Here is a 14,645-nt window from a genome sequence, read left to right on the forward strand (position 1 = left end):
CGGAGAACCGGGATATCGCTCCATTTGCAAAAGGCGAACGGCGGCAAGCGGTTCGCCCTTTTCAACTCCAAAACCGATCACAGATCAAGTACCGTGCAAGTTGCCGGAAAGCGTCGCCAAGGCCGGCGGCGGCAGATCGCGCGCATCGCCGCGGCCAGCACACTCAGGACCAGTAGCGCTATGGCCGACAAACCCATCGCCCATACCGAGGATGGCCGCCCGATCTATGACAACACGCCCACCGTCGTCGCGGTTCTTGCCACGAACGACGAAGGCCAACTGCTGGTGATCAGGCGTGCCAACCAGCCCGGACATGGATTGCTTGCGCTGCCCGGCGGCTATCACATGCGTGGCGAAACCTGGCAACAGGCCGGCGCCCGCGAAGTGTTCGAGGAAACGGGGCACAGAATCGAGCCCGCTGCACTCCGCCTCGTGTCGATGGAGACCGACGAATACGGCAACAATCTCGTCATTGCCCGCGCCACACAGCCGGTCGCAGGAGGCGGGCAAGGCGATGGCGAGGCAATGGAGGTGCTGTTCGTATCGGAAGCGGGCCCGGCCGGCGAATGGGCATTCCCACGCCACCATGCTGCGGCAGCAAAAGTCTTCGAAGAACTCGGCGATTCGTAACCGCCCCGCCCGCCATTCACATTCTGCGTTTGCGCGCCAGCCGATCACCTGAAGGCGATTCGCCCAAAGATCCCGAGGGGGGCTCAACCCATGCGGGCGCTCAAGAACTCAGCAAGCACCTTGGCACCCTGCTATTCTGCCCTCGATTCTCGGAGACCTTGAGAGCGCTTTGGTTTGCGGCAACAGATCGGAAAACCAGCCCGTGAGGGATTCCTCACCCGGCCGCTCCGCAGTAGGCATACGTTCAGGAAAGCAGCCATTTTCAGGCTGAAAAAATGGCGCGAGTGACGGGGCTCGAACCCGCGACCTCCGGCGTGACAGGCCGGCACTCTAACCGACTGAGCTACACCCGCGCTTCGGACGTGAGCCGTTCGGCCCGCGTCGCTGGAAGCAGCCATTACGGTGTTCGCAGGCCACTGTCAACACGCCAAAACTCGCCGCGAAGACGATCCCGTGGACAAGGCCTCGTGACCTTTGGAGGACTTGATTTTTCAGGAGAACAGCTTGTTATAAGCTCTTGAAAAAAAATGGCGCGAGTGACGGGGCTCGAACCCGCGACCTCCGGCGTGACAGGCCGGCACTCTAACCGACTGAGCTACACCCGCGCTTTGGACGTGGGCCAGTTCGGCCCCGCGTCGATGGAGGGGGAATTACGGTGTTCGGGTGTGAGTGTCAAGCGGCACTGTGCATCAATCTCACTTTTCCGCCAAAGGCTTTGGGGATAGCCGGCGAAAGAGCATCAAATCCGCCATAACCGTTTGTAGTGGCGGATTTTTGTTGCGGACGGGAAGCGAACCGCTTAAACGTCCCGCCCGAAGTGGGCGATTAGCTCAGTTGGTAGAGCGCTTCGTTTACACCGAAGATGTCGGCGGTTCGAGTCCGTCATCGCCCACCACTTGCACCAGTGAAATTCCTGGTCTTTCCATCCGATTTACGAAGTGCGCCACAGGTTCAATAAACCCGACGCCGCCATTGCAGGCTAAAAAACAAAGCCCGCCGCACCTTTCGATCCGACGGGCTCGACTCTGTCAGATGGTCCGGTCCCGACATTCTCGAGATTTTTGGCAAGCTGTGCCGTGATCACGTCACGGGTTGCCAGTCCTCAATGCGGGAATGCCTGCGTGGTGATGAAATATGCAGCCTGCTGGTAAACTTGCAGGACGATGATCGCCAGCAGCGCGGCCGAGATGGGCACGCCGAAGGGCACAACGCGCTGGCGATCCAGGTGCTGGATATAGGCCCGGAAAGCGGGCGATGGCAGCAAAAGCGGATTGCGCACGACAACCGCGGTGATCAGCGTGAAAACGAGAAGCGCGATGGAAAAGGCGAGCAAGTCGCCCCCGCCCGAGACAAGCGGCGCGACGGCCATGAGCTTGACGTCGCCAGCGCCGACCTTACGCATCAGCCAAAAGGGAAACAGCAGCAGGAACAGCAGTGCCCCCGCAATCGCGCTCATGCCAAAGTTCCACCACGAATTCTCTGCCAGGGCGGCGAGGAACAGCGATGCCGCGCCAAGGCTCAGCAAAAGCACGACATCGTTGTTGCGAATCTTTTGAGTAGTGAAATCGTTCCAGCCGATCCGCAGCAAAAGCGGCACTGCCAGAAGCTTCATCACGAATGAGACGAGCAGCAGCATTTCACCGCTCGATGTTGGTCACGCTGGAGGAGAGAAGCTGCAAGTTGTTTCTTACAGTCGGATCCCCCGGCGCGAGCTCATAGGCGTGAAGAAAGTTGGCTCTAGCCTCCTGTAGATTGCCACGCAGCAACTTGGAGTAGCCGTAATTGTTGTAATATTCCGGGGTTCCGCCGAGCTGCACGTATGCGCGCTTGTAGGCCTTGTCGGAAAGGTCGAAGCGGCGGATGCGATCGCAGGAGGCGGCCAGGCCCAGCCATGCAACCCCATCATTGGGCGCCAGCTGAACGGCCTTGTAGAACAGTGCGCCGGAATTGCCGTAGTTTCCTTGCCGAAACTGGTTCTTGGCCTCTGCCACCGCTTCGTCGGAGGCGTAGTACTCGACGTCGGAAACGGTTTTCAGACCTTTGAAGGTATCGCCAAACGAGGTGAGTTCCGAAGGTGTCGGCTCGTTGGTGCGGACGATGCCATCGTCTATTGTCTTGCATCCGGCAAGCACGCCGCCCAGCAAGCATGTGGCGACAACGATATGAATTGACCTTGCCATTCTTGTCCCCCGCAGCACCTTTGGTGCCATTATTGAATTTGCATCGGCCGCCAGCCGGATCAGAAAAACACACCTCTCATCCGGATGATGACGGGCAGCATGATCACCATCAGCACAACCGGGAAGATGCAGAGGCCCAGCGGGATCATCATCTTTACCGGAAGCGAATTGGCTCGATCCTCGGCACGCAGGATCCGCTGGGAACGCATCTCTCCACTGTAGACGCGCAAGGCTTCGGTCAGGCTCGTGCCCAGTTCCTCAGACTGGCGAAACAGAACAGCGAGCGACTTGGCCTCTTCGAGCCCCATCCGGTCCGATAGGTCACGCAGAGCCTCGCGCAACGGCTTTCCCGCCCGCAACTGCAAATTCATGATCGACAACTGAATGCCGACCCACTTGCGTGTGCCCGCGAGTTCGCTGCTCACCCGCTCCACTGCCGCCTCAAGGCTCATGCCGGCGTCCGCGCAGGTGATCATCATGTCCATGAAATCGGGAAACCCGATGCGATACTGACGCTGCTGTGCCCGCTCGAATCGGTCAAGCGCGATGCTGGGAATGACCATGCAGGCAAGCCCGAACAGACCGGCGCCGGCAAAACCCACGAACTCCGGCATCTTCTGCGGCAGCACCTGCAGCAAGACCAGATAGGCCCCGGCAAACCCCGCCACGACGGCCCCGACACGGCTCAGCAAGTAGAGCAGCGGCGCGCTCTTCTGGTAGAAGCCGGCGCGAAACAGCTTTATTTCCAGGGCGTCCGGTCTTCCGCGCTCTCTTTCCAGCGCTTCGAAATAGGCCTCGACCGGGCGCTGCGCGGCAAGCTTGGTCAATTGTTCCTGCACGGCCAGCGATCGCCGATCGGCGGGCGGATCGTTCAACAGGCTCTGGGCGACCATCCGCCTGGTCTGAAGGAGCGGCCGGAACAGAAACGCCGCGAACAGGAAAAGCGAAACCGCGGCAGCAAAAACCGTTATCGAGATCAGCAGACCCAGGTTCTGAAAGCTGGAAAGAAAGCTCATCTCCAGCCCCTCAGACTTCGAAATTTACCATGCGATACATGATGTAATCGCCGACCAGCGCCCAGGCGCCGAAGATGACGAATACCGGCGTGATAAGCGGGTCACCCCAGACGCCGCCGTAGTAGCTCGGTGCGATCAGCTGAAGAATCAGGAACATCACGAGGGGAAAGAGCGAAATGATCCATGCCGACACACGCCCCTCGGCAGACAATGCCCGTATCTTGAGGCGCAGCTTCTGGCGCTCGCGCAACACCCCCGAGAGGTTCGATAGAATTTCGGTCAGATTGCCGCCGGTTCTCGCCTGGATGGACAGCGACACCGAAAGCAGGTTCAACCCCTCGAAGCCCACCCGTTGCGACAGTTTCTTCACTGCCTGCTCGAGGCTGAGTCCGAAGGTTACCTCATCCGAAACGATGCCGAACTCGGTGCCTATCGGATCCGGCATCTCACGTGCCACAAGCCCGATTGCCACAGTGGTCGGATGACCGGCCCGCAGCGACCGGACGATCATGTCGAGCGCGTCCGGCAGTTGCCTGGCGAATTTGGCGATGCGCTTGTTGCGGGCCCTTCGCAGCACCAGCAGCGGCAAGATGAAGCCGACGAAGAGGAATGCGAGCAGAGCCCAAAGTGCGGAAAAAGTCAGCAGCAGGCCCAGCCCGAGGGCCAGCCCGGCCAGGATGAACATTGCGGCAAAGGCCAGCGGGTTCCCCGTGATGCCCGACTGCGTGTAGAGGCGGTTAAGCGCCACGGCACCGAAAAGAAAATCGCCGCTGTCGCTCAGTCCGCGCTCGCGCAGCAGCCCCCGAAGAGTCTGCTCGGCCGCGACATCCTCGGTCAGGCGCCTCAGTCGCCGGTTGACCGCACCTGCAGCCTGGCGCCGTGCGGCATAGGACAAATAGAGGGATTCGACGACCAGAATCACCGACGCCGCCGCCAGGACGTAAATGAAATAGAGGAGCGTCTGGCCGGTCAGCATCTAGAGCGGAACCTGCGGATTGAAGGCGTCTTTTGCGAAATGATGGCCGAGCGTAGCAGCCTCCTGCGCGAATCGCGGTCGGACGCCGGTAGCGCGGAACTCGCCAACGATCTTGCCGTCCTCGGCCACGTCTCGGCGGATGAAGTGATAAATCTCCTGCAGCTGAATGACGTTGCCTTCCATGCCGGTTATCTCGGAAATGGAGATCACCCGACGGCCGCCGTCGGACAGGCGCTGCGTCTGAACGATGATGTCGATGGCCGAGGCGATCTGGGCGCGGATCGATTCGCTGCTCATCGGCATGCCGGCCATGCCGATCATCTGCTCGAGCCTCGAAAGCGCGTCTCTCGGCGTGTTGGCATGGATGGTTGTCATCGAGCCTTCGTGGCCGGTGTTCATCGCCTGGAGCATGTCGAAGGCCTCTTCGCCACGCACCTCGCCGACAATGATGCGATCCGGGCGCATGCGCAGCGCATTCTTGACCAGATCGCGCTGGCGAACCTCGCCCTTCCCTTCGACGTTCGGAGGCCGCGTCTCCAGCCGGCCGACATGCGGCTGCTGTAGCTGCAGTTCCGCCGCGTCCTCGATGGTTATCAGGCGCTCGCGATGGGAAATGTAACTGGACAGCGCGTTGAGCATGGTGGTCTTGCCGCTGCCGGTGCCGCCGGACACGAGTATCGACTTGCGCGACTGCACTGCAATCTTGAGCAGGTCGATCATGGGCGGTCGGATCGAGTTGAATTCGACGAGCCTCTCCAGCGAATATGGGCGCCGGGAGAATTTGCGGATCGACACGAGCGGTCCATCCACCGTGATCGGCCGTACGGCAACGTTGACGCGTGATCCGTCTTCGAGGCGAGCGTCCACCATGGGATAGGATTCGTCGACGCGTCGGCCGATCGCCGAGACGATCTTGTTGATCACCCGCATCAGATGCGCCTCGTCGCGAAAGCGGATTGCGGTTTCCTCGATGACCCCTCGCCTTTCGATAAACACGCGCTTGTGAGTATTGATCAGAATGTCGGCGACGGATTCGTCCTTGAGCAATGGCTCGATCGGCCCGAGGCCAAGCATCTCGTCGGCGGTTTCGCTGGTGATCTGGTCGAGCTCACGCGCGTTAAGAGGCACGTTGCGCGATCTGACGAATTCGCGAACCAGCGGAAGTATCTCGCGCAGGATGTCTTCCTTCGACGCGGTTTCCAGCAGCGCGAGATTGAACCGTTCGATCAGATGCCGGTGAATGTCGACCTTTAGCGCCAGCAGCGCATCTGCCTGGGAGGTTTCGCCCGGCTCCTCGGCGGGCACGGCAGCCAGCGGCACCGCAGGCTCCGGAAGAACCTCGGCCTTCCGCCTCGGATAGTTGGTAAAGCGGCCAAGCATAGTCGCGCCCCACTCCCACCTGCCTGCATCGCGGCGAATGCCTCCATTCGCGACGACACCCGGTTGCCCTGTCCGGCGACGGGCACCTCGGTGCCCTCAATCTGCAGCAGCCCCACAACCGCTCACAAATTATTTGGTAACCATTGCGTGCGCAAGCGTGCAAATGCTGTTTTTATGGTTCATTTTCAATTATAGTAAAGATGAGTTGATGTGGCTTTACCTCGCGATGCGCGAATGCCAATGCAACGGTCGAAACTTTGGCGCCAATATAGGTGTAGACGTGACGCCTCTTTCCGGAAGATATTGCAATAATGATCGCCACCAACTTATTGGTTAGCTGCGACAGCGATAGGCGTAAGCAATTTTCTAGAATATAGGTTAACTTAATAATTTATCTTTACGAATCATGGCCATAGGCACAAGTTACCCAAACATACCCCACCTCAATCAGGCCCATCAACTGGGCGGCTTTTCACTAAAATTGTTTGACTCCGGAAAAAGGCCAGTTCTACCATCGCGCGAGGAGATTCCCTGGGGGCGGGACACTCACCTTGTTCTTATTCCCGGCGCAGCCAGATCTGCCCACGCCCCCAGCAGTGATAAGTGCATACCAGCTGTTTGAGAGCGAGGCGGGGCAATGCGCGCGAATTCGATCGTCATGATTGTGCTGGCCAGCATTTTCGGCGTGCTTGCCGTGGTGCTTGCCAATATGTGGCTTGCCGGTCAGCGCAACCAGATGGCCATTGCCGGCGAGAAGCCCGAAGCAACGATCGTGGTGGCCTCGGTGCCGCTGAAATTCGGCGACCAGATTACAGCCGACAAGTTGCGTCAGATCCCCTGGCCTGCGGGCGCCATCCCCCAGGGCGCCTTCCAGACCACGGAAGAAGTTCTTGACAAGGAAGGCGGCCGGCAGGCGCTGCAGGCGATCGGCACCAACGAGCCCATTCTGGCCAGCAAGATTACGGGGCCGGGCCAGCGGGCCACGTTGTCGGCCGTGCTTGCGGAGGGCATGAAAGCCGTCTCAATTCGCGTCAACGACGTGCTTGGCGTCGCCGGCTTCGTCTTCCCTGGCGATCGCGTGGACATTCTCCTTACCCGCACGGTTCGTTCCGCCGAGGGCGCGGACCAGAGTTTTGTCGACGTGCTCCTGCAAAGCATCAAGGTGCTGGCAGTGGATCAGGTGGCTGATGAAAGCACGGACAGCCCGACGGTGGTGAAGGCCGTGACGCTGGAAGTCTCCACCAAGGACGCACAGAAGCTCACATTGGCTGCCGGGGCCGGCCAGCTTTCACTTGCGCTGCGCCAGGTCGCGGCCGGCGAAGGCGAAAACACGGCGCGCGTGACGCTCTCCGATCTTACAGGCGATACGCCGGACAATGTTTCGGCCCGACAGGCAGCGCTGGACGCCGACCGGAAGCACAGCGAGGAGCAGATCGCCGGCTTGAAGCAGGCGGTGGAAAGGGTCGACAGCCGCCTCGATGAATTGAAAAAAGTCAACGAAAAGCCCGCCCCTGCGCCCGAGGCAGTGGTCAAGGAAGTGGTCAGATATCTGCAGCCGGAGCCGCCCTCCCATGCAACGGTCGGGGTCTTCAGGGGCGTCGATCGGGTTGCTTACGACGTGCCGCGCATAAAGTGAGAGACAGGGCAGCGGCAGAGCGGTGCCGGAATTGAGACTGGGGCCCAATGGGCCGGGGGAACAAGACACATGCTGAGGTCTGGACTTAGAATTTTGGCCGCGGTCTCCCTTTGGGCTGCGTCGCATGCCCTTCCCGCGTCCAGCGCCGTTGCGGCCGACCGGCGCATAGACGTTTCAAGCCCAAGCGTTCACCGCATCTTCCTGCCGGCGTCGCAGTCCGTGACCATTCAGGTGAACGAAAACCTCGGCGACCTGGTGGTTGCAAACAGCAACATAGCCGACGCCCAGCCGATGACGGACCGGACGCTCTACATCATCGGCAAAGCCACCGGCACCACCTCGATCAACCTCTTCTCCGAAAAACGAAGGTCCCTGGGCGTCATCGAGGTCGAAGTTGGCGTCGACGTGGACGACCTTGCCGCGGCCATCAGGCAGGTGGCGCCGCGGTCGCGCGTGACGGTCGGCTCGGTCAATGGCCGGGTGCGGCTTGGCGGCCGCGTCAAGGATGGCGGCCAGCTTGCCGAAATCCTTAAGATTGCCGAGCAATACGGGCCGGAGGCGATCATCAACTCGATCGAGGTCGAGGACAGCCAGCAGGTCAATCTTGAAGTGCGCGTGCTGGAAGTGTCGCGCAATGCCGGGCGGGAGCTGGGCGTATCCATTCGGGCCAAGAGCGATGACAATCCGAAGTCGGAAAACGGCTTCGCCTCCGGGCCAGCGCTTGCCGCCGCCCAGTTTGCCACCGGCAACGTGCCCTTCGCGGCGCTGATCGCCCGCGTTATCGACGCCGGGATCAATGTCGACATGATGATCCGTGCGCTCGAAGACAAGCGCCTGGCCCGCCGGCTCGCCGAGCCAAATCTGACCGCCCTTTCGGGTGAAGAAGCCAGTTTCCTCGCCGGCGGCGAGGTGCCCATCCCGGTCGCGCAGGACAACAATCAGACCACGATCGAATTCAAGGAATTCGGCGTCAAACTGCGCTTCATTCCGATCGTCATGGAAAACGGCAAGATCAATCTGCGCCTCAATCCCGAGGTCAGCGAGGTCGACCCGACGGCTTCAATTCGCGCCAATGGCATCGACATTCCCGGCTTCAGCACGCGCAAGGCGTCGACCGTGGTGGAGCTGCGCGACGGGCAAAGCTTCGCCATTGCCGGACTGCTGCAATCGACCAACCGCAAGCTCCAGAGCCAATTGCCGTGGCTGGGCCAGCTGCCGGTCATCGGGGCACTGTTTCGCTCGTCCAGCTACATCAAGAACGAGACCGATCTGGTCATCATCGTGACGCCGCGGCTGGTGCGACCCACAAAGCCGGGCCAGGAACTTGCCAACCCGCTCGACAAGACCCGCCCGGCCAATGACCCCGAGTTCTTCCTGCTGGGCGAGCTCGAAGTCAGCAAGAACATGATCCGGGCTTACGAAACCGGTGCGGGTGTGGTCGGCCCTTATGGGCACATGCTCGATTTCAACTCCAAGGATCAGCTGCTCTATGCGAAGAAATAGCGCCGTACTCATCCTGGTTGCCACGACCACCCTGCTTTCGGGCTGTGCGGACTATCTGAACCGCTACGATACGGTGACGCTGGCTGCCGGCAACACGCAAAAGCACAACATGCTTCTGCAGACCGCGGACCCGTTCAACCCGGCCGCGCAGGACAACCACATACCGACCAACGGCAACCAGGTCGCGGCGGTGCTCCTGGGTGGCCCGCCCGCACTGCCGACGCCGGCAGCACCCGGAGCGCCGGCCACGGTCGGCGCTCCGGGTGGAGGATCTTAAGGGAACTTGCGGCGAAAGGCGATGCTCGAGCGAGCGAGGCGCGCGGGCGTCAGAGCAGGAAAGAGCTGTCGTCATGCTGCGAACACTTCAAGCATTCTGGCGAGATCAATCTGGGATAGCGCTGATCCTCGTCGCAATCATGCTGCCCGTCATCATCGGGTTTTCGCTGCTGGTCATAGACATGAGCCGCGCGAATACCCTGCACAACGACCTGCAAAAGGCGGCGGACGCATTTGCGCTGGCCGCGGCGGCAGAGCTGGATGGGCAATCGGATTCAATAGTCCGGGCCGAGCGCGCGCTGATCACGCTGGTGCAGAACCAATACAATTTCTCCGGCGACAGCGGGCCTCAGATCCTCGCCAGGGCCGGAATAGACAGGCGATTTCTTTCGTCGCTCCCGCCAACGGTCAACGGAGTTGATGGTGACGCAAGACCTATTACTGCCAGCTATCAAATCGCCAACGAGCTAACTGACGCCAAGCTTGCCCGCTATGTGGAAGTAACCGTCAGACCGGTCGGGTTTCAAACCATTTTCCCGGCCTCGTTCCTGACCGGCAACGCTGCGAGCAACAGCTTCAACGTTGGTGCAACGGCGGTGGCCGGTTTCAAATCAGGGGTGTGTGACTACACGCCGGTATTCATTTGTAATCCCTATGAAGATACCAGCGTGACCGGCGGCGTGACCCTGGAGCAGGCCGCGAACACACGCGAATACCGACGCCGCCAAATTCTGTTGCGAAATGACAAGTTTTACGGGCCGGGGAATTTTGCGTTTCTGGCATCCCCATTCGGTAATGGTGCCGATGAATTGAAAGACATGCTGGCGAAGGTAAAGCCCTTGGGCTGCTACTCTCGAGATGGAGTCGACACGGAGCCGGGACAGAATACGGGACCTGTCGAGGACGGCTTGAATGCTCGTTTTGGCATCAGCCACAAGTACATGAACACACCGGACGGACCAGCGGCCAACGTACGCATGGGGCTTAAAAGCATAAGCTGCAACGGCAACCCAAAACCTGAGTTCCACCCAATCCAAACGGATCAACAAAAGGAAATGGGTGTCGGGCTGGAACGTGACCCCTGCCAGTATGTCGGCTCTTGCCCCTATATGGACGGCCGAATGGGCCGGGGCGACTGGAACTTTGATCGTTATTGGCGAGCCAACCACACTGTGCCGGCAACAACGGGCCAACCGCGCCCGCATCCATTCCCAACTTCAGGACCCAACATGCCAACACGGTATGAGATCTACCGTTACGAACTCGATCCGGACGGCAATCCCCTCACAAATGACAGTATAGTCGGTGACGCGTCAAAAGGCGGGGAAAAAGGTACTCCGGCCTGTGGCCAAACTCCTGTGACCACAGTCGACCGGAGAATACTCTACGGAGCGATCCTCGACTGCAAAGCGCTGGCGGCTGCTGGCTATAGTTTGTCGGGTCGCCAAAAAGATGTGCCTGTCCGTGCGTTTGGCAGCTTCTTCATCACCGAGCCGATCAAGGACGACAAAGAGATCTACGTCGAACTCGTCGACATCACCGGTAAGGGCGGGCGCGGCACGCTGGACAACTTCCTGCGCGACGAAGCGCAGCTTTATCGGTGATGGCCATGTTCAGCGTGCTCAAACATCTGGCAGGACGCTTTGGCCGGGAAGAGCGGGGCGCGACCCTGGTCGAAATGGCGCTCGTTGCGCCGTTGATGCTCGTCCTTTCAGCCGGTGTGTTCGAGTTCGGCAACATGCTGCATCAGAAGCTGCTGATACAGGCCGGCCTGAACGACGGCGCACGCTTCGCCGCGCGTTGCAACAGCCAGATGTATACGGACTTCGGCCTGCCGGCGATCAATTGCGCCAACATGTCGAGGAACATCGCCGTCTATGGCGTCCCCAACCCCACCGATGCAAGCAAGCCGCGGGTCGCCGGCTGGGACGCGGCTGACGTGACGGTGGAGATCGCCGAGCCATCGAGATGCCATGATGCGGTGGTCGGGGGCGTGACGCAGTATCGCTCGGTCACGGCGCAGGTCTGCATCGTCAAGCTCACCAACAACAAAGTCTACCGCGACCTCGGGATGCTTTCGCTGATCGGCATAGGCCAGATCACGCTCGGCGGCAGCCACGAACAGCGGCTGATCCGGTTCTGACCATGCTCAAGCGCTTCGCCAGATTGCAGGACGGTGCAACGATGGTGGAAATGGCCATCGCCATGACGCTGCTTCTCTTGCTGACACTCGGCTTCGTCGACTTGGGCAACGCGCTCTACCAGTGGAACTCAGCCAACAAGGCGGTGCAGGTGGGCGCGCGGCTTGCCGCCATTTCCAATCCGGTGGCAAACGGGCTCGCGGCGGCTGCACCAACCGACACTCCAGGTGCACCCGTCGTAGCCGGGGCCTACTCGTTCGAATGCGGATATCTCGCAGGCGCGCTTTCGTGCAACAGCGGAGCAGGCGATACGGCCAACTTCAGCCGCATCTTCCGCGGCGACACGCTTGCAACAAACAACGACGCCTGCCCTCTCCCCACCGGAAGCCAGCGTCCCGGCATGTGCCATTTCTACCCGTTCCTCAAGCGCGAGAATGTCGTGGTGCGCTATGCCGCCACCGGGCTCGGCTACCAGACGCGTCAGGCCGGCCCCGTCCCCACCATCACGGTCAGCCTGCGCGACGTCAAATTCCGGTTCTTCTTCCTGAACGGCTTGCTGGGTTTCCGCGAAATCGACATGCCCCCCATGCTCAGCACCGTGACCGGCGAAGACATGAAGAGCACAGCGCCATGAACGCCATCGATCCAAAGCTCGTGCCCACCCGCAGGAAGCAGATTGCGCTGTATACGGCCGATCCGCAGTTCCGGCGCGAAATCGCATCACGCCTCGAGGCGCTCTCCATCTACGATGTCCAGGGCGCGGAGCCCGAGGCGTTTCTGAAGGGGCTTGCCGGCGGCGGGCACCCCAACCTCATCATCCTCGATGTCGGACAGGGCGAAATCCTCGAGAAGCCCGGCCTGATGGAAGCGCGCGCCGCGTGGTCGCACGTGCCGCTGATTGCCATTTCCGCCGAGCTGCGGCCGGAGCAGATGCGCAACCTCGTCAGGCTCAACGCATCGGACTGGCTGCGCAAGCCGCTGGACGGCAAGGAGCTGCTCAATGCGGTGACGTTCCACGACAGTGGCAGCCAGGCCAGCAAGAGCCGGATCATCACCTTCGTGGGCGCCACCGGCGGCGCCGGCGCCACCACGCTGGCGCTTGCGGCGGCCGAGTATCTGGCGGCCAAATCGCCGGAAAGCGCCGCCTCCACCTGCCTCGTCGACCTCGATTTCCAGAATGCCAATTGCGGCGCCTATCTGAACCTGTTCAACCAGTTCGACCTCGCCGGCATCGTCACGCAACCGGACAGGCTCGACGTCGAACTGATGGACGTCATCAAGCTTTCGCGGCCCAACGGCCTGACGATCTATTCCTTCGAGCGGCCGCAGCTGCCCTTCGAGCCGAATGGCAACGAATTCGTGTTCAAGCTGCTCGATCTTGCAGCCTACCGGTTCAGCGACATCGTCATCGACCTGCCCAATCTCGAAACCAGCTGGCACAAGCCGGTGCTGTCCACCAGCGACGAGATCTTCATCGTCTTCGAGCTCAACCTGGCCGCGTTGCGGCAGGCCAAGCGCCTCTATGGCAAGATCCGCGAGTTGCGCGGCAATGGCGCCAGCATCACGCTGGTGGCCAACAAGCAGAAGCGCAAATGGTTCGGCAATCACTTCTCCCGCAAGGATCTGGAGAAGGTGTTCAAGGCCTCCAACATCAAGTCGATCAGGCTCGACCAGGCGCTGCTGACCGATTCCCTCAACCGCGCCATCCTTCCGACGGAGGTGGACGCGCGCGCCCGCTTCAACAAGGAGCTCAAGGCGTTGTTTCGCGAGCGGCTCGATGCGCGCTAGGCGCCCCACCGCGGCGCCGCTGCTCAACGCCGTTCTGGGCGCGCTTCTGGTCGCATCCGTCGGGGCGGCCGAGGCACGCGGCGAGGCACGGCGGCCGCCGCTGCCCACCATGGGCCCCAGCCTGCGCAGCGCGGTGGTGTTCCAGACGGCCGAGACCGCCGGCACGATCGTCATCCGCAAGGACGAGAAGGCGCTCTACCTCGTCGTCTCCCCCGGGCAGGCATTGCGCTATCAGATCAGCGTCGGGCGCGATGGCTTCGGCTGGACGGGCACGGTACGCGTCGGCGCCAAGAAGGAGTGGCCGGAATGGCGGCCGCCGGCCGAAATGCGCGGCCGCCAGCGCGGGCTTCCCGAATTCGTGCCGGCCGGCCCCTACAACCCCTTGGGCGCGCGTGCGCTCTATCTGCATGACGGCGGCCGCGACACGCTCTACCGCATCCATGGCACGAACGACCCGAAGGGCGTGGGCTTCGATGGCACCTCGGGCTGCTTCAGGCTGACCAACACCGACGTGGTCGATCTCTTCAGGCGCGTTCCCGTCGGCACGAAGGTGATAGTCGAATGACCAGGATCATCAATCCCGACGAGCCCTCCGAAGGCCGCGCCGACTCGATCTTCAACCGGAAGCTCAGCACATCGCGGCTGGTTGGCTGCACGCTTGCGGCCGCTGCCGTCATGACCGGCATCAACCTGGCCGCCGCGGTCTATTTCATCCGGGGCATCGGGGAGCTGCGGGCGGCGGAGCAGCGGCTCCAGACCCTTTCGGACTTCGAGGCGCGGATCATCGCAAAGGTCGACAAGGTGAATGTCGGCATGCAGACCCGCCTCGAGGAACTGCAGCGCGGGGTGCTCGGCCGGCTCGGCGAAATGGGCGATCGCCTCGAGAAGATCGAGCGGGGCGCGCTGCCGGCCAACATCGCAACAAGCCTGCTGCCGGTCGGCACGGATGCGTTGCCGGAGGCCGAACCGATCGACGGGGCACAGCAGGAATTTCACGTGGCGGCCGAGCCGGCGGCCGCACCGCCTCCTGCGGGGCAACAGCCGGCGCCCGCGCCAAGCTCGGCCTATCAGCGGCTCCAGGGCGCCGACGGCAAGGTCTATTATCGCAAGATGAAATAG

15 protein-coding genes and 3 tRNA genes are annotated in these 14,645 nt (G+C 61.4%); 11 read left to right on the top strand and 7 right to left on the bottom strand.

Annotated elements, in window-relative coordinates:
* Positions 1-24: 24 nt before the first annotated feature.
* Complete coding sequence (locus tag ABLE86_RS00945; protein WP_348777041.1) at positions 25-630, top strand: NUDIX domain-containing protein; 606 nt, start codon at positions 25-27, stop codon at positions 628-630.
* A 276-nt stretch (positions 631-906) separates the two neighbouring features.
* On the opposite strand, the gene ABLE86_RS00950 is transcribed toward ABLE86_RS00945, so the two are convergent.
* A tRNA-Asp gene (locus ABLE86_RS00950) sits at positions 907-983 on the bottom strand.
* Between the two features lie 175 nt (positions 984-1,158).
* A tRNA-Asp gene (locus ABLE86_RS00955) sits at positions 1,159-1,235 on the bottom strand.
* Positions 1,236-1,449: 214 nt separating this feature from the next.
* On the opposite strand from ABLE86_RS00955, the gene ABLE86_RS00960 reads away from it, so the two are divergent.
* Positions 1,450-1,525: transfer RNA gene (locus tag ABLE86_RS00960), tRNA-Val, on the top strand.
* A gap of 207 nt (positions 1,526-1,732) precedes the next feature.
* Here the strand turns inward: ABLE86_RS00960 and ABLE86_RS00965 are convergent.
* From ABLE86_RS00965 to ABLE86_RS00985, 5 genes are read right to left on the bottom strand one after another with little or no spacing between them, the layout of a single operon-like run.
* Entirely contained in the window at positions 1,733-2,266 is a 534-nt protein-coding gene (locus tag ABLE86_RS00965) for a prepilin peptidase (protein WP_348777042.1), read from the bottom strand.
* Position 2,267: 1 nt separating this feature from the next.
* Positions 2,268-2,810 carry a hypothetical protein gene (locus ABLE86_RS00970; RefSeq protein ID WP_348777043.1) on the bottom strand — a complete coding sequence of 181 codons (543 nt, stop codon included), beginning with the start codon at positions 2,808-2,810 and terminating at the stop codon, positions 2,268-2,270.
* A gap of 59 nt (positions 2,811-2,869) precedes the next feature.
* Complete coding sequence (locus tag ABLE86_RS00975) at positions 2,870-3,826, bottom strand: type II secretion system F family protein (protein WP_348777044.1); 957 nt, start codon at positions 3,824-3,826, stop codon at positions 2,870-2,872.
* A gap of 10 nt (positions 3,827-3,836) precedes the next feature.
* Complete coding sequence (locus ABLE86_RS00980; protein ID WP_348777045.1) at positions 3,837-4,802, bottom strand: type II secretion system F family protein; 966 nt, start codon at positions 4,800-4,802, stop codon at positions 3,837-3,839.
* Complete coding sequence (locus tag ABLE86_RS00985) at positions 4,803-6,182, bottom strand: CpaF family protein (RefSeq protein ID WP_348777046.1); 1,380 nt, start codon at positions 6,180-6,182, stop codon at positions 4,803-4,805.
* Positions 6,183-6,819: 637 nt separating this feature from the next.
* Here ABLE86_RS00985 and cpaB point away from each other — a divergent pair.
* The 9 genes from cpaB (at position 6,820) to ABLE86_RS01030 (ending at position 14,645) form a co-directional block, all read left to right on the top strand.
* Positions 6,820-7,818: a Flp pilus assembly protein CpaB gene (cpaB, locus tag ABLE86_RS00990; RefSeq protein ID WP_348777047.1), complete on the top strand. Its 999-nt coding sequence runs from the start codon at positions 6,820-6,822 to the stop codon at positions 7,816-7,818.
* A gap of 69 nt (positions 7,819-7,887) precedes the next feature.
* Positions 7,888-9,321, top strand: a complete 1,434-nt coding sequence (locus tag ABLE86_RS00995) for a type II and III secretion system protein family protein (RefSeq protein ID WP_348777048.1) — start codon at positions 7,888-7,890, stop codon at positions 9,319-9,321.
* On the top strand, positions 9,308-9,598 hold the full coding sequence (locus ABLE86_RS01000) for a hypothetical protein (RefSeq protein ID WP_348777049.1): 291 nt from the start codon (positions 9,308-9,310) through the stop codon (positions 9,596-9,598). The genes ABLE86_RS00995 and ABLE86_RS01000 overlap by 14 nt, the downstream gene beginning before the upstream one ends.
* 73 nt (positions 9,599-9,671) lie before the next feature.
* Complete coding sequence (locus ABLE86_RS01005; RefSeq protein WP_348777050.1) at positions 9,672-11,201, top strand: pilus assembly protein TadG-related protein; 1,530 nt, start codon at positions 9,672-9,674, stop codon at positions 11,199-11,201.
* A gap of 5 nt (positions 11,202-11,206) precedes the next feature.
* On the top strand, positions 11,207-11,740 hold the full coding sequence (locus ABLE86_RS01010) for a TadE/TadG family type IV pilus assembly protein (protein WP_348777051.1): 534 nt from the start codon (positions 11,207-11,209) through the stop codon (positions 11,738-11,740).
* A 2-nt stretch (positions 11,741-11,742) separates the two neighbouring features.
* Positions 11,743-12,372, top strand: a complete 630-nt coding sequence (locus ABLE86_RS01015) for a TadE/TadG family type IV pilus assembly protein (protein WP_348777052.1) — start codon at positions 11,743-11,745, stop codon at positions 12,370-12,372.
* On the top strand, positions 12,369-13,526 hold the full coding sequence (locus ABLE86_RS01020) for a pilus assembly protein (protein ID WP_348777053.1): 1,158 nt from the start codon (positions 12,369-12,371) through the stop codon (positions 13,524-13,526). Before ABLE86_RS01015 ends, ABLE86_RS01020 begins: the two co-directional genes overlap by 4 nt.
* A complete protein-coding gene (locus ABLE86_RS01025; protein WP_348777054.1) occupies positions 13,516-14,091 on the top strand; it encodes a L,D-transpeptidase in 576 nt (191 codons plus the stop codon). The genes ABLE86_RS01020 and ABLE86_RS01025 overlap by 11 nt, the downstream gene beginning before the upstream one ends.
* Positions 14,088-14,645: a hypothetical protein gene (locus ABLE86_RS01030; RefSeq protein WP_348777055.1), complete on the top strand. Its 558-nt coding sequence runs from the start codon at positions 14,088-14,090 to the stop codon at positions 14,643-14,645. The genes ABLE86_RS01025 and ABLE86_RS01030 overlap by 4 nt, the downstream gene beginning before the upstream one ends.

The sequence above is a fragment of the Mesorhizobium sp. KR2-14 genome (assembly GCF_040049255.1).
Lineage (GTDB): Bacteria > Pseudomonadota > Alphaproteobacteria > Rhizobiales > Rhizobiaceae > Pseudaminobacter.